The organism is Streptomyces sp. NPDC033131 (assembly GCF_055578365.1).
Genome location: NZ_JBVIPA010000047.1, coordinates 1 through 20,793, shown reverse-complemented (window position 1 = coordinate 20,793; position 20,793 = coordinate 1). Strand labels below are relative to the sequence as shown.

Genomic DNA, 20,793 nt, shown 5'->3' with positions numbered 1-20,793 from the left:
CGACGGGGGTTCGGCCCTTCGAGGTAGGTGGTACCTGAAGGTAAAAGCAACATCGCCGAGACTATTACTTCAAGTTTCGAAGTCAAGGCCTCTCAGATGTGAGCTATACCCCTGTACGTGACAGTGTTGCGTTCAAGTCTTGAAGAAATGAAGGAGGTGTCAGCGGAGCCGCTGGGAGATGACCTTCGACACGCCGTCGCCCTGCATGGAGACGCCGTACAACGCGTCGGCGACCTCCATCGTCCGCTTCTGGTGCGTGATCACGATGAGCTGGGAAGCCTCCTGCAGCTCCTGCATGATCCGGATCAGCCGCTGGAGGTTGGTGTCGTCGAGCGCCGCCTCGACCTCGTCCATGACGTAGAACGGGCTGGGCCGCGCCTTGAAGATCGACACCAGGAGCGCCACGGCGGTCAGCGACCGCTCACCGCCCGACAGCAGGGACAGCCGCTTGACCTTCTTGCCCGGCGGCCGGGCCTCGACGTCCACACCCGTGGTGAGCATGTTGTCGGGGTCGGTCAGGATCAGCCGCCCGTCGCCGCCCGGGAACAGCCTGCTGAACACGCCCTCGAACTCGCGGGCGGTGTCCCGGTAGGCCTCGGTGAAGACCTGCTCGACACGCTCGTCGACCTCCTTGACGACCTGCAGCAGGTCCGCGCGGGTCTTCTTCAGGTCCTCCAACTGCTCGCTGAGGAACTGGTGGCGTTCCTCCAGCGCCGAGAACTCCTCCAGGGCGAGCGGGTTCACCTTGCCGAGCTGCTGGTACGCCCGCTCGGCGGCCTTCAGGCGCCTCTCCTGCTCGGCCCGGTGGAACTGCTTCGGCTGGTTGCGCGGGTGCTCCGGGTCCTCCGGCAGCTCCTCGCCCTCGGCGGGGGGCGAGGGCGGCACCAGCTGGTGCGGGCCGTACTCGGCCACGAGCCCCGCCGGTTCCACACCGAGTTCCTCCAGCGCCTTGGTCTCCAGCTGCTCGATCCGCAGCCGCTTCTCGGCGCCGAGTACCTCACCCCGGTGGACTGAATCCGTCAACTTGTCGAGCTCCGCCTTGAGGTCACGCCCCGCGTTCCGGGCGGCGGCCAGCTCCTGCTCACGGCGGGCCTTGGCGGCCTCTGCCGCGGTGCGCTCCGCGTCGGCGCGGGCGAGGGAGACCTCGACGTGCGCGAGCAGCTGCCGGGCGCCGGAGGCGACGGCCTCCGCGACGGCCGCCTCGTGTCTGAGACGGGCCCGCCGCTGCTCGGCACGCGCGCGTGCCTCGCGTTCCGCGCGGGCGGCCCGGTCGAGCGAGTCGGCCCGCCCCGAGAGGCCCCTGACTCTCTCCTCGTGCGTACGGACCTGGAGGCGGGCCTCCATCTCGGTCTGCCGGGCGTTGGCGCCGTCGGCGGCGAGCCGGTCCCGTACCGAGGTGTCGGGCTCCTCCTCGACCGGCATCTCCTCGGCCACGGCCAGCCGCTCGGCAAGCTCCTCGACATCCTGGAGGGCCTTGTCCAGCGCCTCCTGCGCCCGCGCGGCGGCGGCCACCGACCGCTCCGACTCACCGGCGGCCCCGCGCGCCTGCCCGGACAGCCGCCCCAGCTGCTGGGCCACGGCCGACTTCTCCCGGTCGGCGGCCCGGCGCCGCTCCCCCAGCTCTTCGACCCTCGCCGCACATTCCCTGCGCAGCTCCCCCGCCACGTGCTGCGCCTCGGTGAGCTGCTCGCAGCGCACGGCCAGCTCCTCGAGCTCCGCGGCGGCCTCGTCCACGGACGCCTGCACCTCGAGCAGACTGGGCGCCCCGGCGGACCCGCCCTGAGCGAAGTGCGCGCCCAAGAGGTCGCCTTCGGCGGTGACGGCGGTGAGGTCGGGCCGCGCGTAGACCAGATCCTCGGCGTCCTCGAGGGTGCCGACGACGACGATCCCACGCAGGAGGCGGCGTACGGCGGGCATCAGGTCGGAGGGACCGCGCACGAGGTCGGCGGCGAAGGGAGGACCGTCTGGTCGCGACCGCCCGGCCGCGGCGCCAAGGCGGGCGCGGTCGGCCACGTTGCCGGAGTCCGTGCCCGTGGGCGCTCCCGCGGCGGCGACAGCCGTCGTGGGGGATGCCTCGACGGCGACGTTCGTGGGAGTGGCCACCGGGGGCGGCTGTACGCCACTACCGGCCGCGTGCCCATCGCCGGCGTCCGCGGATGCGTCCACCGAGGGCGCCTGCGCACCACCTCCGGCCGCCGCCGCCGAGGTCAGCGGCCATGCCTCGCCCCCCGCATGCCCATCGCCGGCGTCCACGGATGCGTCCACCGAGGACGCGTGCGCACCACCTCCGGCCGCCGCCGAGGTCAGCGGCCATGCCTCGCCCCCCGCATGCCCATCGCCGGCGTCCACGGATGCGTCCACCGAGGGCGCCTGCGCACCACTCCCGGCCGCCGCCGCCGAGGCCGCGGGCCATGCTTCCGCTCCCAGCCGATCGGCCTCGGCGTTCGCAGATGCCGCCAACGGGCGTGTCCGTGCGCCGTTCTCTGCTCTCTCGGCAGTCGTGGCAGTCGCGCCCGTGTCCTCCGGCGCTCCCGCCAACAGCAGGGCCGCCCGGCCCGCGTCCTGCTTGCGCAGCAGTCGGATCGCGTCGGCGGCCGAGGACGGGGTGGTCACCGCGATGGCGTCCGCGGCGGCGCCGAAGGCGGCGGCCAGGGCGACCTCGTGGCCCTGGGTCACGGTCAGCAGCTCGGCCGCCGGGCCGAGCAGGCCGGTGAGGCGGTCCTTCGCGCCGAGCAGCACGCCCGTGCCGTCCTTGCGGCGCAGACCGAGCGCCAGCGTCTCGTGGCGGGCCTGGGTCGCGGCCCGCCTCCGCTCGGCGGCCGTGGCCGCCTCGCGAGCGGCGGTGAGCGCGGCCTCCGCCTCGGCGAGCCGCTCCTTCGCCGTCCCGTGCTGCTCGGCGAGTTCCGCGTCGTCGGCGTCGAGGCCGTCGACCTCGGCCTTCAGGACCTCGTACTCCTCCTGGGCGCGGACGGCACGCTCCTGCGCCTGGTCCCGCGCGGCGGCGAGGCGGTCGATCTCGGCCTGGGCGGAGGCGGCACGGGAGCGGGCCGCGTTGACCTGACCGTTCAGGCGGGCCAGGCCCTCGCGACGGTCGGCGATCGCACGGGCCACGTCCTTCAGACGCCGTTCCTCATGGGCCAGTCCGCGTTCCAGCTCGGCGCGGTGCGCGACCGTGTCCTCCAGAGCGTGCTCGGCCGCCTCCAGGGCCGCTTCGAGCTCGGCCTCCTGTTCACGGATCCGGGCGGCCTCGCGTTCCATGTCCTCGGGGTCGCGGCCGTGCCGTTCCTCAGGAGGTGCGGAGGTCGCGCTCTTCACGCGCGCGTCGGCGAGCGAGACCGTGCCGCGCACCCGCTCGGCGAGCTGGGAGAGCTCGTACCAGGTCTGCTGCGCCCGCTGGAGGCGCGGGCTGAGCTGCCGTACCTCGTCCTCCAGGAGTGCCTCCCGCTGGAGCGCCTTCCTCAGCTCCAGCTCGGCGGCTTCCTTGCGCTCCTTGAGGGCGGCCTCGTCGGCGACTTCGGCCCGCAGCGCCTCCCGCAGCCGTACCAGATCGTCGGCGAGCAGCCGGAGCCGGGCATCGCGCAGATCCGCCTGGATCACGGCGGCCCGCCGGGCGACCGCGGCCTGACGCCCCAGCGGCTTCAACTGCCGGCGCAGCTCGTCGGTCAGGTCCTGCACGCGCGCGAGGTTGGCCTGCATCGCGTCCAGCTTCCGCAGCGCCTTCTCCTTGCGCTTGCGGTGCTTGAGGACGCCGGCCGCCTCCTCGATGAAGGCGCGACGGCCCATGGGGTCGGCGTGCAGGACGGAGTCGAGCTGGCCCTGGCCGACGATGACGTGCATCTCGCGGCCGATGCCGGAGTCGGACAGGAGTTCCTGGATGTCGAGGAGACGGCAGGTGTCGCCGTTGATCTGGTACTCGCTGCCGCCGTTGCGGAACATGATCCGCGTGATGGTGACCTCGGCGTACTCGATGGGCAGCGCCCCGTCGGAGTTGTCGATGGTCAGGGACACCTCGGCACGGCCCAGCGGCGGGCGGCCGGTGGTGCCGGCGAAGATGACGTCCTCCATCTTGCCGCCGCGCAGCGACTTGGCGCCCTGCTCGCCCATGACCCAGCTGAGCGCGTCCACGACGTTGGACTTGCCCGAGCCGTTCGGTCCGACGACACACGTGATGCCCGGTTCGAACCGGAGTGTGGTCGCCGAGGCGAACGACTTGAACCCACGGAGGGTCAGGGCCTTGAGGTGCACGCCGCCGGACTCTACCTTCCGGTGGTGTCTCACTCCATGAACCCACGGTTTCACCCATGAACGTGCAGGGCACACCAGACGTTGAAGAGTGAAAGGCTGCACGGGGGAAAGAACTGGGCAGGGGAAAGAAAGAAGGGACGCCGAAGCGTCCCTTGCAAATCTGACAACTTAGCGGTTGATACAGGCTGCCCAACCACTGCGTGAGCTGTCGTGTAGCGATGCAGTGATCAGGTGAGCGCAGGCTCCGCCTGGTGTGCGTCGATGCTCTCCATGATCCTGTCGTGAGAAGCGGCAGCCGCGAGCGCGTCGTTCTCCTCCTGGATCCGAACGAGTTCGGACTCCAGGTCCTGGACGCGCTGCTGAAGCCGTCGCATCTCGGCGAGGAGTCGAGGGTCGGAGCCGCCGACGTAACCGAGAAGCGCCTTTGCCATGATGGATGGTCCTCCACACTGAGTGACCGACCGAAGCGGTGTGGGTCGTGAGGGATTCGCACCCGCGGTGCTTGACACTTTTGAGTTCGTGCTGCCGTTCTTCCATGCCAAACAGCTAAGGTGCGCGGGGTGCTTTCAGCGTCTCACCAAAAAGTTTGACGGTCAACACGATCACGCCCCGTATTGGTGGGCAACCCTGTGCCGCGCGGCCGGAAACGGCGACGCTGCGGCTCCTTCGGGGCCTTCGGGGAGTGACGATCATCCTTACGTGCGGAGCCTGCCACGGCAAGCGTTTGTTGGCAACCACCAGGCTCTTTCTGCTTCTGGCAGCTGCCGGTGGCATGTCCCTCCGCTTCCGCCTGGGCCGTTTTACAGAATCGGGTCAGCGGATGGCGAAGCCGTCGTAACCCCCGCGAGGTGTGTCCCAGATCTCGGTGACGCCGTCCACACGGCCGGGCGTGTCGTCACTCTGGAGCCAGTCGAGGAGTCCCTGGCAGCCCGTGCGGGGCCCTTCTGCGACCACCTGGACCCGGCCGTCGCCCAAATTGAGAGCAAAACCACTCAGGCCGCCGATCTCCAGGGCCTTGGCCCGCGTGAACCAGCGGAAACCCACACCCTGAACCCGTCCACGCACCCAGGCGACCAGTCGCACATCCTCGCTCATGAGTGCAACCTAACGGGCCAATGTCTCTCGGGGCACTTCCTCCCCTGGCGCCATGCGGTACCGTCCCCACCCAATGAATCTCATACGAAACTCACTCGATCGTGTGGGTTTCGTGAGCTTGGTTGACCGGGGGGACGCGTCGACCGCCAGGACGAGGAAGGCAAGGACATGGGACGCCACCGACGCTCCGCCGCCGGCCGCGCCGCCACGGGCCGCGCCACAGGGGTGACAGAGACGTATGACCCCTACACGGGGAGTTATGCGCACCACGACTCGTACAGGGATCACCCCACGGCAGGCATGGCCCCCTATCTGAACCCCGAGGCGCACACCGAGGCCGACGCGAGGAGTGACGCCTACCTGTTCGCGACGGAGGAGGACTACGCCACCTACCGGGGCGAGGGCTACACGCCCGGCGACGGCCCACGGCGCGGCTCGCACCGCCGGAGGAAGAGGACCGTGACGCCGGTGAGGACCGGTCTGCTCGGCGTCTCCGCGGCGGTCGCCCTCGGCACGGTCGCGGTCGCCACGGGCGCGGTGCCCGGCCTGGAGAACTACAAGCTCGGCGGCGGCAACAGCAGCGGCGGCGGCAGCGTGCAGGCCGCGGACTCGCCGACCAACAGCCCGGCCGAGCAGGGCGGCACCTCGGGCAGCGCCGAGAGCCGTGACGAGGGGGCGACCAGCCGCGACGCGGACCGCTCCGCCTCGCCCTCGCCCTCCCCTTCGACGTCGTCGGCCGCGCCGACCAAGACACCGTCGAAGAAGCCGCAGGCCACCCCCAGCAAGAAGCCCAGGACGACTCCTCCGCAGGCGGCCACCAAGGCGCCGCCGAAGGAGACCAGCGCCCCCGTGACGGTGTCCGCGGAAACCGCCGCCGCGGCCGAGGTGCTGAAGCTCGTCAACGAGGAGCGGGCGAAGGTGGGCTGCAGCGCGGTCGCCGCGAACAGCGCACTGGCCGACCTCGCCCAGGCCTTCAGCCAGGACATGGCCGCACGCGGCTTCTTCGACCACACCGACCCCGACGGCCTGAGCCCCTGGGACCGGGCCGCGAAGGCCGGCATCACCGACCTCGGGGGCGAGAACATAGCCCGGGGCCAGGCCGACGCGGCCGCGGTGATGGAAGCCTGGATGAACAGCCCCGGCCACAAGGCCAACATCCTGAACTGCGACTTCAAGACGCTGGGAGTCGGCGTGCACCTCGGGTCGGGCGGCCCTTGGTGGACGCAGGACTTCGGCTACTAGCACCGGCGGCAACCGGCAGGTCGCGCTAACTCCTGGTTAGCGCGACCTGCCGGTCAGCGCTGCGTTCGAGTACGCTTGAGATATGGACACCACGCAGGAGTGCACGGAGGCGCAGGACCTCCCGTACGACGTGTTCGCCAAGGCCTGCCCCTCGCGCGGCACCCTGGAGCACGTCACGGGACGCTGGGGAGCACTCACCCTCGGCGCCCTGCACGAGGGCTCGCTGCGCTTCAACGAGCTGCGCCGCCGTGTGGACGGCGTGAGCGAGAAGATGCTCTCCCAGACGCTGCACGCGCTGGAGCGCGACGGCCTGGTCCACCGCGAGGCCCAGCCCACCAACCCGCCGCGCGTGGACTACGAACTGACCCCGCTCGGCCGCGAGATCGCCACCCGGCTGACCGGCCTCATCCAGTTCGTGGAGGGCCGGATGGACGACGTACTCACCGCCCGCGAGCGTTACGACGCGACGCGCGGCGCCCGCTGACACCTCGGGCAGAAGTAGCTGGACCGGTTCATCCAGGGACGCCGGCGCATCGGTGTGGCGCAGCGCTTGCAGGGCAGGCCCTCGCGGCCGTACGCGTCGAGTGAGCGGTCGAAGTAGCCCGACTCCCCGTTGACGTTGACGTAGAGGCTGTCGAAGCTCGTGCCGCCGACCGCGAGGGCCGCGTTCATCACGTCCCGGACGTGACCCAGGAGTTCGGCTGTGCGCGGCCGCGTGAAGCCCGTCGTCGGGCGCTCGTAGTGGATGCGGGCGCGCCAGAGGGCCTCGTCCGCGTAGATGTTGCCGACGCCGCTGATCAACGACTGGTCGAGCAGGGCCCGTTTGATGGTGCTGCGCTTGCGGCGCAGGGCCTGGTGGAAGGCCTCGTCGTCGAACTGCGGGTCCAGGGGGTCGCGGGCGATGTGCGCGATGACGTCGGGCAGGCCGTCCGGGGTGGTGTCGTGCAACGACAGGCCGCCGAAGGTCCGTTGGTCGACGAAGCGGAGTTCCGTGTCCACCTCGTCCGCGAACCGGACCCGGATCCTGAGGTGCTTCTCGTCGGGCGCCGCGTGCGGCTGCACCAGGAGCTGCCCGCTCATGCCGAGGTGCGCCAGGACCGCCTGGTCGGTGTCCTCCAGCGGCAGCCACAGGTACTTGCCCCGGCGGCTGGGCACGCCGATGCGGTGGCCCTTGAGACCGTGGGCGAAGTCGTCGGCGCCGGCGAGGTGACGGCGTACCGCACGCGGGTGCAGCACCTCGGCCTCGGCGACCGTCCGGTGGGCGACCCACCGCTCCAGACCGCGCCGTACGACCTCGACCTCGGGCAACTCGGGCATGGGGCTCCCCCGTCACATCCGGTGTATGAGTCGAGCGCCCGCCCCGGGGCAGGACCCAGGGACGGGCGCTCGGTCGCGCTTGTTCGGTCAGGCGGAGACGGACGACGGACCTTCGCCGTCCTCGGCGGCCCGCTCGGCCGCCTCCTTGGCTCGCTCGTCCGCGGCGGCCCGAATGGCCCGCCAGGCGGACTCGGCGGCCTGCTGCTCCGCCTCCTTCTTGCTGCGGCCGGTGCCGGTGCCGTACGAGACGCCTCCGACGCGGGCGGCAGCAGTGAAGACCTTTTCGTGGTCGGGGCCGGTCTCCGTGACCAGGTACTCGGGCACGCCGAGTCCTTCGGTCGCGGTGAGCTCCTGGAGACTGGTCTTCCAGTCCAGGCCGGCTCCGAGATTCGAGGACTTCTCGATCAGTGGGTCGAACAGGCGGTGCACGAGCTCCGCCGCCGAGTCCAGGCCCTGGTCGAGATAGACCGCGCCGATCACCGCTTCCAGGGTGTCGGCGAGGATGGACGCCTTGTCCCGGCCGCCCGTGCCCTCTTCACCGCGGCCGAGCCGGATGAAAGAGCCCAGGTCGAGCCCACGGCTGACCTCCGCCAGCGCACGCGAGTTGACCACCGCGGCCCGCAACTTGGCCAGTTGGCCTTCGGGCAGGTCGGGGTGGGTGCGATACAGCGTGTCCGTGACCACGAGGCCGAGTACGGAGTCCCCGAGGAACTCCAGGCGTTCGTTGGTCGGCAGACCGCCGTTCTCGTACGCGTACGAACGGTGGGTCAGTGCACGCACCAGAAGGGCGGACTCGAGTGTGTACCCGAGCCGCCCTTCCAACAGCGTGTGGGACGAGGCTGTGTTGTCCGCCGGGCTACTCCCGCTCACGCGGGGAGCGGTCTTCTTTGGCGTGGACACTGTGCCTCTCACCAGCCGCTCAGACCTCGAGGACCTGGCGCTTGTTGTAAGTGCCGCAAGACGGGCACGCGATGTGCTGCAGCTTGGGCTCGTGGCAGCGCTCGCACGCAACCAGGGTGGGGACCGCAGCCTTCCACTGCGACCGGCGGTGGCGCGTGTTGCTGCGCGACATCTTCCGCTTCGGAACAGCCACGGCTACTTCTCCTGCTTCTCGTCGACGCCCGCTTCGGCGCCGCTCATGTCGTCCTTCTCGCCGTCTCCGAGTGAATCGGCGAGTCCCTGCAGTGCCGCCCAACGAATGTCGACGGCGTCATGGTGGTGGTCCGGGTCGTCCGTGAGCCGTGCTCCGCACTCGGAACACAGGCCCAGACAGTCTTCCTGGCACACCGGCTGCATCGGCAGTGAGAGCACCACCGCGTCCCGCAGCACGGGTTCGAGGTCGAACAGGCCGTCCTCGATGAAGAGCATGTCCTCGTCCGGTACCGCTCCCTCGGCGTCGTCGGCCGGCTCCGCTTTCACGCGGCCCCGGTCGTCGGCGTCAGGGTACGAGAACATCTCCTGGAAGTCCGCTTCGAGCAGCAGCTCGAGCGGCTCCAGACACCTTACGCACTCCCCCTTGGCCCGTGCACGGGCGGTGCCTGTGACAAGCACCCCTTCCATGACCGACTCAAGGCGGAGATCGAGCTTCATCGGGGCGCCTTCCGGCACTCCGATGACCTCCTGGATGCCGAGATCCTTGGGGGCGTCGATCTCGCGGGTCAGGCGCTGCAGCGCGCCAGGACGCCGCCCCAGCTCGTGTGTGTCGAACACGAGAGGGTTGCGGTGGTCGAGGCGGGCGTTCAGAGCCATTCCTGCTTTCGATCTTCTGAGCTCGGGGGACGCTGCCCTTCGGTGTTCCCGGGCAGCGTTGATCGCGGACGTACACGCGACCGAAGAGCCAGGATACTGGACCTTTCGCTCACGGCCCAATCCGGTGTGCGCTCCCGGCCACCGCCCCTTCCCGAAGAGGCTGATCAGCCGTTTCCACGCCCCTGTTCGTAGGCCCGCAGCTGCTCCGCGCTGATCATGCCGGTGTCGAAGAGGCTGGTCTCGTCGAGGGCGGGCGTCTGCTGCTGCTCGGCGTAGCCCTGCTGCGCCTGGTGCGGGTCGTAGGTGCCCTGCTGACCGTCGTAGCCCTGGACGGGGGTCCCTCCCGCCTGCGCGTAGTCGAGAGCGGGCGCGTACGGATCGGCCTGCTGGTAGCCGTACGCGTCCTGGCCGGCGCCGTACTGCTGCTGGTAGCCGCCGTACGGATCGGCGGCCGGCTGCTGCTGATAGCCGTAGGCCGGCTGCACGCCCTGCTGGTCGTACGGCTGCTGCACGGGCTGCCCGGCGGGGGCGGCCGGGGTGCCCGCCTCCGCGTGGGCGACGAGGTCGGCCAGGTAGTCGGCGTCGCTGGAGTGCTGGAGGGTGGAGAGGTCGTCGGCGAGGGCGCCGAGGTCGTCCGAGGCGATCCGGCCGTGCAGCTTCTGGCGGCCGCGGCCGACGGCCTCCAGGGTCTTGGCCAGGACCGCCTCGAAGGCGCCGAGCTTGACGTCGACGTACTCGTCGGCGGTGCGGCGCAGGGTCTCCGGGTCGTGGCTGCGCTCGGGGGCGTCCTCGTCCTCGTAGCCCTGCTCGTCGATGCCGGGTCCGGTGCCGAGGAGCTTCTCGCGGCCGCGGCCCACCGAGCCGAGGGTCTTGGTGAGGACGACCTCGAAGTTGGCGAGCTTGGAGTCGACGTAGTCGTCGGCCTCCGCGCGGACGTCCTCGGCCTCCTTGCGGGCCTCGCCGAGGATGCGGTCGGCCTCGGCCTGGGAGCGGCGGGCGATCTCCGTGTCGGAGATCAGCGAGCCGCGCTCGGCGTGTGCCTGGCCGATGATCCGCTCGGCCTCCTGACGGGCCTGCTCGACCATCTGCTCGCGGTCGCCGATCAGCTCCTGGGCCTGGGCGAGGGAGCCGGGCAGGGCCTGGCGCAGCTCTTCGAGCATCGAGAGCAGGTCGGCGCGGTTGACCACGCACGAGGCCGACATGGGCATCGACCGGGCACCGGAGACCGAGGCCACGATCTCGTCGAGCTTCTTCTGCACGTCCACCTGTGCTCGCCACTCTCTACAGCTGTGTTGGAGACGGACGGGACGACTGTAGCCCCATCAGTCCTTGCGCAGGCGCTCGTTGAGGGCCTCGAGGACGGTGGGCGGCACCAGGTGGGAGACGTCTCCGCCCCAGGTCGCGACCTCTTTGACGAGCGAGGAGGACAGGAAGCTGTAGGTCGGGTTGGTCGGCACGAACAGCGTCTCCACACCCGAGAGGCCGATGTTCATCTGGGCCATCTGCAGCTCGTAGTCGAAGTCGCTCACCGCGCGCAGGCCCTTGACGATGGCGGGGATGTCGCGCTGCTTGCAGTAGTCGACGAGGAGGCCGTGGAAGGCCTCGATCCGGACGTTCTCGTACTCGGCGGTGACCTGGCGGATCAGGTCGATCCGCTCGTCCACCTCGAACAGGCCCTTCTTGGACTTGTTGATCATGACCGCGACATAGACCTCGTCGTACAGACGGGAGGCGCGGGAAATGATGTCGAGATGTCCGTTGGTGATCGGGTCGAACGACCCGGGACAGACGGCGCGGCGCACTTGAGTTCCCTCGCTCTCCGGTCCGGTCATCGTGCGTCTTCGCACGTAGAGGCGGCGCGACCGTACCAAAACGTTCCCTCGCCGTAACGACGGGACCGGATCGGGTCGAAGCCGTCCGGCCACCTGAATTCTCCGCCTCTGGTGCTGCGCTCCACGGTGACGAGGGCATCGTCCGTGAGCCAGCCCTGCGTACGGAGTGTGAGCAGAATCTCCCGGAGATCGTCGTCCGTGACGGCGTACGGCGGGTCCAGGAAGACGAGGTCGTAGGGCTGCGCGGGCGGCACCTGGATCACCTGCCGGGCCTTGCCCGCCCTGACCTCGGCGCCGGGCAGATCCAGGCTCTTCACGTTCTCCCGGACGATGCGGGCGGCCCGGGCGTCGGCCTCGACGAGCAGGGTGTGGCCGGCGCCGCGGGACAGCGCCTCCAGGCCGACGGCGCCCGAGCCGGCGTACAGGTCGAGGACCCGCTCGCCGTCCAGCGGGCCGCCGAGCAGGGACTGCCAGGTGGAGAAGAGGCCCTCGCGTGCGCGGCCGGAGGTGGGGCGGGTGCCGGTTCCCGGTGGGACGGTCAGGCGACGTCCGCCGGCTGCGCCGGCGATCACGCGGGTCATTTCCTCGGTCCTTGTCCGTACGTCGGTGGAGCTCGGTGGGGTTCCAGTGTCTCAGCCTCAGGAGGCGGGTGCCCGGGTCACCCCTTGTCGAGGTACTGCTCCCTCTCCTCGTCCAACAGGGCGTCCAGGGCCGTGCGCAGGCCCGGGAGGCGGGTGAGGTCCGGGTCGGCGGCGACGAGGGCGGCGGCCTCCTGGCGGGCCTCGGCGATGATCTCCTCGTCCTCGATGACCGCGAGCATCCGCAGGCTGGTGCGGGCTCCGGACTGGGCCTGTCCGAGGACGTCGCCCTCGCGGCGCTGTTCGAGGTCGATGCGGGAGAGCTCGAAGCCGTCGAGGGTGGAGGCCACGGCGTTGAGCCGCTGGCGGGCCGCGCTCGCCTCCGGCATCTCGCTGACCAGGAGACACAGTCCGGCCGCCGCGCCACGGCCGACGCGGCCGCGCAGCTGGTGCAGCTGGGAGACGCCGAAGCGGTCGGCGTCCATGATCACCATGGCGGTGGCGTTGGGGACGTTGACGCCGACCTCGATGACCGTGGTGGCGACCAGGACGCCGGTCTCCCCGGCGGCGAAGCGGCGCATGACCGCGTCCTTGTCGTCGGGGTGCATACGGCCGTGCAGAACCTCCACCTTGAGGCCGCTGAGCGGCCCCTTGGCGAGCTGGTCGGCGACGTCGAGGACGGCGAGGGGCGGGCGCTTCTCGGCCTCGTCCTCGGGGGACTTCTTCTTGGCGGCCTTCTTGGGATCGTCCTCCTCGTCCCCGATGCGGGGGCAGACGACGTACGCCTGGTGGCCGTTCTCCACCTCCTCGCGCACCCGCTCCCAGGCCCGCGCCAGGAAGTGCGGCTTGTCGGCGGCCGGCACGACATGGCTGGCGATCGGCGAGCGGCCGGCCGGGAGCTGGTCGAGGACGGAGGTCTCCAGGTCGCCGAAGACGGTCATGGCGACCGTCCGCGGAATGGGTGTGGCGGTCATGACGAGCAGGTGGGGCGGCTGCTTGCCCTTGCCGCGCAGGGCGTCGCGCTGCTCGACACCGAAGCGGTGCTGCTCGTCCACCACGACCAGCCCCAGATCGTGGAACTGCACCTTGTCCTCGATCAGCGCGTGCGTGCCGATCACGATCCCGGCCTCGCCGGTGACGAGGTCGAGCAGGGCCTGGCGGCGGGCGGCCGCGCCCATGGACCCGGTGAGCAGCACCACCTTGGTGGCCTGATCGGCCCCGCCGAGCATCCCGCCCTCGGCCAGCTCCCCCATCATCTCGACGACCGACCGGTGGTGCTGCTGGGCGAGAACCTCGGTGGGCGCGAGCATCGCGGCCTGCCCGCCGGCGTCGACCACGGCGAGCATGGCGCGGAGGGCAACCATGGTGTTGTGAGTGACCGTGAAGTTGTCGGTGACGTAGGCGTGGCTGGGGTGGGCGACGCTGATGCACTGGACCGGCTTGCGTCCAACGTGCTCGACAGCCCGGATTCCGCGTCGAAACGTGTTGTATTTCGGCCGGGGCCGTACGCGGTCGGCCTTGCGGGTCAGCCGGAATGGCGCATGTTCCTCGGACAGAGCCACGGAGACGTTGAAAGCGGCTCGCTTCGGCAGGACTCGTGCACGGCCACCCAGCGAACGCACGAGCCAGGCAACATCGTCTGCGAGCCTGCGCGAGGCCGAACAGAGCGAGATGCTCATGCCGTCCGCTTGGACCGTGCCGTCCGTGTCCAATAGGCCCTGCAGCAGGGCCAGGCGGTTCTTGACCGACGTGTTCTTGAACTCGTCCGGCACGAACTTGCCGTGTGACGTCAGGCCCCACAGGTTCAGGTCGCGCAGCGTCTGGATCACCGGATTGCGGACACCACCAGCACGTCGTGTCAGCTGGATCGTGTAGTCGCAGCTGGAACCCACTACCGGCACCAGCCGGCATTCGGGCGCGACTGCGGCTGCCACGGCATCGCGAATCTCCTCGTCGATCGTGGAGAAACGCAGGTTGTGGCGGAACGAGCCGTCCCCCAGGAGGAGGCCGAACAGGTAGGGATCCAGCGGCAGCCCCGAATCGCCTCCGAGGTCAACGGGGGTTGCAGCCGGGATGTACCACTTCGAGGAGCCGTTCGCCTTGAACGTGTCGAGACGGATCTCTCGAGTGGTCATGACCTTGGGTTTCTGCCCTCGGTGCCACCCACAGCTCGTACCGACGATCCAGAGATGCTCGTCATCGCACTCGACAGAGCTGCCGTCGGACAGCACCAGCCGCCAGACGTCTCGCTCTCCCTGTGGGAAGACGCCGTCGATCAACGCGATCTCCCCGTCGGGCACGACAACCTCGTCTCCCACATTCAAGTCCCCCATCTGACGGAACCCGGCAGGGGTGAGCACCAACGAGTCGAGGGGCTGGGCCTTGCCCGACCCGACCTCGCCCTGGAGCAGCCGGTGCATCGGATGGTCCGTCGCGAGGTCGTCGAAGATCTCCCGGGAGACCTTCTGCTGGCCGTCGGTGAGGGTGAAGGGCAGACGGGCGTCGAAGGCGGTCAGCAGGCCGTCGGGGGCGGGTCTGCGGGGGACCGCGGGGAGTTGGGCGTCGGCGTGGCGGCGGCGGGCGAGGGCGACCTGGAGGACGAACGCCTCGTCCCACTTGAGGCGGGAGCGGGCGTCCTCGATGTCCGCCTTGGTGTGTGGGCGGTGGATCTTGAGGAGGGCCTCGGGGAGAGAGACCAGGCCGCGGCCCTCGCGGAGGGAGTCCGGGAGCGGGTCGAGGGCTTCCTGGGCGCTGGGCAGGACGGTCTGGATCGCCTTGCCGATCTTCCAGGACTCCAGCTTGGCGGTGGCGGGGTAGAGCGGGATGAGGGCGCCGGCCCACGTGTCCACGGCTTCCTCGCTGTCGCCCCGGAGCAGTTCGTAGGCCGGGTGGGCCAGTTGAAGGCGACGGTTGAAGACGGAGACCTTGCCCGCGAACAACGCGCGGGTGCCCGGCAGGAGTTCCTTGTGGGGCTTGTGAACGCCGTGGCCGAAGAAGACCAGTTGGAGGCGGCCGCTGCCGTCCGTGATGGTCACTTCCAGGCGCTGGCCCTTGCCGCGCGGGGCCTTGGCCGAGGCGAAGGTGTGCAGGCGGGCGTCGGCGACCTGGGCGACCACCGTGACGTGCTCGTCCATGGGCAGGTCGGCGAGGTGGGTGAGCTGGCCCCGCTCCTCGTATCTGCGCGGGTAGTGGTGCAGGAGGTCGCCGACGGTGTGCAGGCCGAGATGCTCGGCCATCACCTTCGCGGTGGCGGGGCCGAGCACCTTTTTCAGTGGTTCTTGCAGTGCGGGCACGAGATCCATTGCACACTACGGCACTGACAATGCCGTATACGTCTCGGGAAACCCCTGGTCAGACGGCTGGTTGGGGCCTTAGGATGGCGCGCCTCCGGCCATCCCCGCGGTCACCGCCTCACACGGGACCGCCCGACCCCGCGCCGTCGCCCTCCCCCCACCGGCGCTGCGACGATGGACTCCCAGATCTCACAGCCCTCCCCCGCATCCCCGTCACCCCAGTCACCTCATACGTTCCAGGTCGACCTGCGCGGCCTGGTGGACCTGCTCTCCCACCACCTCTACTCGAGCCCCAAGGTCTACCTGCGCGAGCTGCTGCAGAACGCGGTGGACGCGATCACCGCCCGGCGGGCCGAGCAGCCCGACGCCCCTGCTCAGGTGCGGCTGTACGCCGAGGGCGGGTCCCTGCGCGTCGAGGACTCCGGGATCGGGCTCACCGAGGCGGACGTGCACGCCCTGCTCGCCACCATCGGGCGCAGTTCCAAGCGCGCCGACGGGCTGCAGGAGGCCCGCTCCGACTTCCTCGGGCAGTTCGGCATCGGGCTGCTCGCCTGTTTCGTGGTCGCCGAGCGGATCCGGGTGGTCAGTCGCAGCGCGCGTACGCCGGAGGCGCCGCCCGTGGAGTGGACGGCGAGCGACGACGGTTCGTACACCGTGCGGACGCTGCCGGACGAGGCCCGTCCGGAACCGGGCACCACCGTGCACCTGGTGGCGCGGGCGGGCGCCCGGGAGTGGCTGGCGCAGGAGCGGGTCCTCGCGCTGGCGCGGGACTTCGGCTCGCTGCTGCCGTACGACGTACGGGTGGGCGGCGAGGCGGTCACCGACCTGCCCGCGCCCTGGGACCGGACGTACCCGAGCCCCGCCACCCGAAGGGTGGCCCTGGCGCGGCACTGCTACGACCTGTTCGGATTCACTCCGCTGGACTCGATCGCGCTGGACGTGCCTGTCGCCGGGATCCGGGGGGTGGCGTACGTCCTGCCGTCGGCGGTCAGTCCGGCCCAGCGGGCGGGTCACCGCGTGCACCTGAAGGGCATGCTGCTGACCGAGCGGGGCGAACAGCTGCTGCCGGACTGGGCGTTCTTCGTGCGCTGTGTCCTGGACACGGACAGTCTGCGGCCCACCGCCTCGCGCGAGTCGCTGTACGAGGACGAGACGCTGGCGGCCGTGCGGGAGGCACTGGGCGAAAGGATTCGGTCCTGGCTGACGGGCCTCGCGGCCGGTGATCCGGAGCGGCTGGCGGCCTTCCTGGCCGTGCACCACCTGGGCGTGAAGTCCTTGGCGCGGCACGACCGCGAGATGCTGCGCACGATGCTTCCGTGGCTGCCCTTCGAGACGACCGACGGACGGCTGTCCCTGGAGGAGTTCGCTCAGCGGCATCCGGTGGTGCACTTCACGCGGACCGTCGAGGAGTACCGGCAGGTCGCGCCGATCGCGTCCGCGCAGGGCGTCGGAGTGATCAACGGCGGCTACACCTACGACAGCGAGCTGATCGAGGCACTGCCCTCGGTGCGGCCGGGGACGGTGGTCGCCGAGCTGGACGCCGACACCGTGACCGCGCATCTGGACGCGGTCGATCCGGCCGAGGAGCTGGCCCTGGCGGGCTTCCTGGCGGCCGCGCGGGCGAAACTGGACCCCTTGGGCTGTGACGTCGTCCTGCGCGCCTTCCACCCCCTGTCCGTGCCCGCGCTGCACCTGGACGACCGGGCGGCGCGGCACGAGCAGGCCCGGGCGGAGGCCGCGGAGCAGGCCGACGACCTGTGGGCGGGCATCCTCGGCTCGCTGCGGGGCAGCGCCCCGCGCGCGCGGCTGGTGCTCAACCTCCTCAACCCGCTGATCCGGCGGATCAGTTCACTCGGCGACCCGGAGCTGATCGGCACCGCCACGGAGTCGCTGTACGGGCAGGCGCTGCTGATGGCACAGCGGCCGCTCAGGCCCGCGGACTCGGCGCTGCTGAACCGGGCGTTCATCGGCCTCCTGGAATGGGCCACCCATGGCGAGGACGGTCACTGATGAGTGAGATCACGGACGTCGACGAGCTGCGCCGGGCGATGGCGGAGAACTCCGAGCAGCCGGAGGGGCCGGCCCGCAACGCGCGCGCGGAGCGGCTGCTCGCCGAGGCGGAGAAGCTGAACATCCCGCTCGCGGTGATCGAGGCGCTCGGGCACCAGCTGAAGGTCTACAACTACAGCTCCGAGAAGGCCAAGATGTTCGTCCCCTTCGCGCGGCTGCTGCGCATGTGGGACGAGCGGCCCGAGGACTTCGACGAGTACGAGACGCACTCGCTGCACTGGGTCTTCAAGTGGATGTCGTCCGGCATGCTCGACCAGCCGCACATCCCGCTCGCCTCCGTCGAGAAGTGGCTCGGCGAGATGGAGCACCGCTACCGGCTGGCCGGGCACACCGAACGGGCCGTGCGCAGCGCCGAGTTCAGTGTGGCCGCGCACATCGGGGACGTGGCGCGGGCCGAGCGGGCCTACGCCGCGTGGCTGGCCGCCGACCGGGACACCATGGCCGACTGCCACGCCTGCGAGCTGCACGGGCAGGGCTGGTGGCAGGCGGAGCGCGGGCGGGACGCCGAGGCGCTGGAGCTGTGGGCGCCGGTTCTGGAGGGCGAGTACACCTGCGCCCACGAGCCGCACACCGTGCTCGCGTCCTCCCTGGTGCCCCTGCTGCGGCTCGGCCGCGTGGACGAGGCACGGGCCAACCATCTGCGGGGCTTCCGGCTCGTGCGGGGCATGGAGAGCATGCGCGGCGCCTACGCGGACCACGTCGAGTTCTGCGCGCTGTCCGGCAACGAGGCACGGGGCCTGGAACTGCTCGCACAGCGGTCCGCGTACTTCACGGACGACGGGCAACCGCGCAGCAAACTGGACTTCATGGCCGTGGTGGCCCTGCTCATGGACCGCCTGACCGAACTCGGGCTCGGCGACCAGCGGGTACCCGGACCGGCCGACCGGGCGTGGAACGCGCGCGAACTCGCCGCCCACGCGCGCGGGGAGGCCCTCGCACTGGCCGCCCGTTTCGACGAGCGCAACGGCACGCGGCACGTCAGCGAGCGGGCACGCGCGCGTATGGCGCAGCGGCCTCTGGTGGAGCGGCTGCCGCTGGGAGTGCGGTCGGCGCGGACCGTGTCCTCGCCTCCCGTGCCGACCCCGGTGGCCGTCACCCCGGACGAGCCCGGCCCGCCCGATCTCGCCTCGCTGCTCGCCGAGGCGCGGCGGCTGTCGGACACCCTGCAGCCGAACGCCGTCGAGGCGTGGGCGGCCGTCGCACGGGCCGCGCAGGGCGTCGAGCTGGCCGCCCGCGACCGGGCGGAGATCGCCGACCACGAGGCGATGGACCGGGGCCCCGAGGGCGTCGGCCTCTTCGAGCACGCGGCCGAGCTGTACGCCGAGGCGGGCGACCCCGGAGAGGCCCTGGCCGCACGCACGCGTGCGGCATACGTACGCGCCCTCGCGGGCCACGTGGACGAGGCACTGACAGCGGTCGCCGATCCCTACGACGAAGTCCTCGCCCTGTACGCCGAGGGCGGCACGGGCATACGGCAGACGGCGTCGGTGCTGATGGGGCGGGCACGCATCCTGATGCGGCGAGTGCAGGAGGTCGTCGAGTCCCCGGGCGACGACGAGGGCCCGACCGGTGAGGTGCGGGAGGCTGACGCTGCCGGTGGGACCCGGGAGGCTGGGGCGCCGGGTGACGGCTCCCGGGGCGGGGAGGTCCCGATGGACGCCGCGACGCCGGACGACGGCTCCCGGGGCGCCGTCCCCGGCACCACGACTCCGTCCGTCGCCCCCGACACGACTCCGTTCGACGACCCCGCCCGCGGGACAGCCCCGACCGACCACTCCCCCGGCGACGCGCCCACGGACCGCCACTCACAGGACACTCTCCCCGGCCCGACCGACGGCCCCCACAGCACCGCGCCTCCGGCCGACGCCCCCCACAGCGGGCCGGATCCGGCCGACGGCCACCCCGGCACCACGGCTCCGTCCGGCGGCCCCGCCGTGGGATCCGTGCTGGCCGAGGCCGAAGTGGCCGCGCGGGAAGTGCTGGCGCTGGTCGAGGGGCGTACCGGGGACGACGTACGGCTGGCGTCGCGGGCCGCCGAGGCGCTGGCGATGCTCGCGGAGCTGGCGGCGCACGGCGGGAAGGTGGAGGCGGCCGCGGAGCTGTTCGCGCGGGCCGCGGCGGCGTTCGCGGAGGCGGGGCTGCCGTGGTTCGCGGTGGAGTACGAGGCGCGGTTGGCCGGGCTCGCGCACCATCTGGGCGACGTCGCCGAGACGGAGCGGGCGCTGCGAGCTGCCCTGGAGCACGGCGGTCCGCATCTGGAGGCGACGGGGCGGGCCCAGTTGCACCTCCAGCTCGCGGAGGTCGTCGGCGGCAGGGGGCTCGCGGAGGAGGCGGCCGAGCACGCCCTGGAGGCGGCGCACTGGGCCGACGTGGCCGGCGAGGGGCGGACGCTCGGCGCCTGGGCCCGGCAGCAGCTGGGCGGGTTCCTGTTGCGGCTGGGGCGATGGGCCGAGGCCGCGGAGGTGCTGGAGTCGGCGCTGCCCGATCTCCACGCCGAGACGCACGGCGACGGCGCGGTCGTGCAGACGCAGTGGTGGCTCGGCGACTGTCTGAGCGAGCTGGGCGAGCACCGCGCGGCCGCCGAACGCCGGCTCCAGGCGGCCGAGCTCGCCCGGCACTGGCCCGAACAGCACGACCACGCGACGCTGGCCCACCTCGCCGCGGAGTCCCTCGGACACGCGGGCCTGCACGCCGACGCGGACCGGGCGTACGCCCGCGCGGGCGACCTGTGGCGGTCGCTCGGCAATGTCCACGGCCTGGTCCGCTCCCTGCGCGCCCGCGCGTGGCTCGCGCTGCGTCCGGAGGAAGATCCGGAGGAGGCACGGGAGTTGATGGCGAGTGCGGTCCGGGAGTGCGAGGCGGCGCTGGCCCCGGAGGTCGCCGACGAGGACGCCCGGCAGCGGCTCGTCGCGGAACTCGGCCACACTCGGCGTCAGTTCGGCGATCTGCTGGCCCGTTCCGCCGCCGAGGACGCCGAGGACGACTCGATCCGCGCCGTGCTGGAGGATTCCCTGGCCCAAGTGGCCGAGGCCATCGTGCTGTTCGCCTCCCTCGGGGCCGACGCCCTGCACAGCCGGACCGGCGCCGAACTCACCGCGGGCTGGCTGGAGGCCGACCTGAGCCGCCCCGACCGGGCGGCCGCACGCGCGCGTGCGGTGCTGGCCGCGTACGGCGCCACCGACGACGAAGTGGCGGTGGCGCGACTGGCCGAGGCCCGTCAGCTGCTCCAGGTGGTGCAGGACCAGGCTGCGGCACAGGCAGACGGACAGCCCGCCGACTAGTAGTGCTTCGTTAGGTCTTTGCGTTCTCACTGATCAAGAGCATGTTGGGAGTGTGGACAAGCATGAAGTGAACCGATTACGGGCTGCGTTG

General features: G+C 71.2%; 15 protein-coding genes. 4 read left to right on the top strand and 11 right to left on the bottom strand.

Annotation, left to right across the window (positions count from 1 at the left end; translation table 11 throughout):
- Positions 1–159: 159 nt before the first annotated feature.
- From ACZ5XS_RS38625 to ACZ5XS_RS38615, 3 genes are all read right to left on the bottom strand, one after another.
- Positions 160–4,245, bottom strand: a complete 4,086-nt coding sequence (locus tag ACZ5XS_RS38625; protein WP_468659449.1) for an AAA family ATPase — start codon at positions 4,243–4,245, stop codon at positions 160–162.
- 227 nt (positions 4,246–4,472) lie between these two features.
- Complete coding sequence (locus tag ACZ5XS_RS38620; RefSeq protein ID WP_217234679.1) at positions 4,473–4,676, bottom strand: hypothetical protein; 204 nt, start codon at positions 4,674–4,676, stop codon at positions 4,473–4,475.
- 382 nt (positions 4,677–5,058) lie between these two features.
- The gene (locus ACZ5XS_RS38615) at positions 5,059–5,340 is read right to left on the bottom strand and encodes an acylphosphatase (protein ID WP_217234680.1); all 282 of its coding nucleotides are present in this window, start codon (positions 5,338–5,340) and stop codon (positions 5,059–5,061) included.
- 168 nt (positions 5,341–5,508) lie between these two features.
- Here ACZ5XS_RS38615 and ACZ5XS_RS38610 point away from each other — a divergent pair, with 168 nt between their 5' ends.
- Positions 5,509–6,582 (top strand): CAP domain-containing protein, encoded by a 1,074-nt coding sequence (locus tag ACZ5XS_RS38610; protein WP_468659447.1) that lies wholly within the window; start codon positions 5,509–5,511, stop codon positions 6,580–6,582.
- Between the two features lie 82 nt (positions 6,583–6,664).
- Entirely contained in the window at positions 6,665–7,066 is a 402-nt protein-coding gene (locus tag ACZ5XS_RS38605; RefSeq protein WP_468659445.1) for a winged helix-turn-helix transcriptional regulator, read from the top strand.
- Here ACZ5XS_RS38605 and mutM read toward each other — a convergent pair.
- From mutM to ACZ5XS_RS38565, 8 genes are all read right to left on the bottom strand, one after another.
- Positions 7,039–7,899, bottom strand: coding sequence for a bifunctional DNA-formamidopyrimidine glycosylase/DNA-(apurinic or apyrimidinic site) lyase (gene mutM, locus ACZ5XS_RS38600; RefSeq protein WP_217234683.1), 861 nt, complete (start codon positions 7,897–7,899; stop codon positions 7,039–7,041). The two genes, ACZ5XS_RS38605 and mutM, sit on opposite strands and share 28 nt — an antisense overlap.
- 87 nt (positions 7,900–7,986) lie before the next feature.
- A complete protein-coding gene (gene rnc, locus ACZ5XS_RS38595) occupies positions 7,987–8,799 on the bottom strand; it encodes a ribonuclease III (protein WP_217234817.1) in 813 nt (270 codons plus the stop codon).
- Positions 8,800–8,818: 19 nt separating this feature from the next.
- Entirely contained in the window at positions 8,819–8,992 is a 174-nt protein-coding gene (gene rpmF / locus ACZ5XS_RS38590) for a 50S ribosomal protein L32 (protein WP_007493396.1), read from the bottom strand.
- A 2-nt stretch (positions 8,993–8,994) separates the two neighbouring features.
- A complete protein-coding gene (locus ACZ5XS_RS38585) occupies positions 8,995–9,648 on the bottom strand; it encodes a YceD family protein (protein WP_217234684.1) in 654 nt (217 codons plus the stop codon).
- A gap of 164 nt (positions 9,649–9,812) precedes the next feature.
- Complete coding sequence (locus ACZ5XS_RS38580) at positions 9,813–10,913, bottom strand: ATP synthase F0 subunit B (RefSeq protein WP_468659443.1); 1,101 nt, start codon at positions 10,911–10,913, stop codon at positions 9,813–9,815.
- Between the two features lie 57 nt (positions 10,914–10,970).
- Positions 10,971–11,450 carry a pantetheine-phosphate adenylyltransferase gene (gene coaD / locus ACZ5XS_RS38575; protein ID WP_217234818.1) on the bottom strand — a complete coding sequence of 160 codons (480 nt, stop codon included), beginning with the start codon at positions 11,448–11,450 and terminating at the stop codon, positions 10,971–10,973.
- Between the two features lie 26 nt (positions 11,451–11,476).
- Positions 11,477–12,061, bottom strand: coding sequence for a 16S rRNA (guanine(966)-N(2))-methyltransferase RsmD (rsmD, locus tag ACZ5XS_RS38570; RefSeq protein WP_468659441.1), 585 nt, complete (start codon positions 12,059–12,061; stop codon positions 11,477–11,479).
- A gap of 77 nt (positions 12,062–12,138) precedes the next feature.
- Positions 12,139–15,360, bottom strand: a complete 3,222-nt coding sequence (locus ACZ5XS_RS38565; RefSeq protein ID WP_468659439.1) for a helicase-related protein — start codon at positions 15,358–15,360, stop codon at positions 12,139–12,141.
- A gap of 165 nt (positions 15,361–15,525) precedes the next feature.
- Here ACZ5XS_RS38565 and ACZ5XS_RS38560 point away from each other — a divergent pair, with 165 nt between their 5' ends.
- Both ACZ5XS_RS38560 and ACZ5XS_RS38555 read left to right on the top strand, forming a co-directional pair.
- Positions 15,526–17,361 carry an HSP90 family protein gene (locus ACZ5XS_RS38560; protein ID WP_468659437.1) on the top strand — a complete coding sequence of 612 codons (1,836 nt, stop codon included), beginning with the start codon at positions 15,526–15,528 and terminating at the stop codon, positions 17,359–17,361.
- On the top strand, positions 17,361–20,702 hold the full coding sequence (locus tag ACZ5XS_RS38555; protein WP_468659435.1) for a tetratricopeptide repeat protein: 3,342 nt from the start codon (positions 17,361–17,363) through the stop codon (positions 20,700–20,702). Before ACZ5XS_RS38560 ends, ACZ5XS_RS38555 begins: the two co-directional genes overlap by 1 nt.
- The last annotated feature ends 91 nt before the right edge of the window (positions 20,703–20,793 follow it).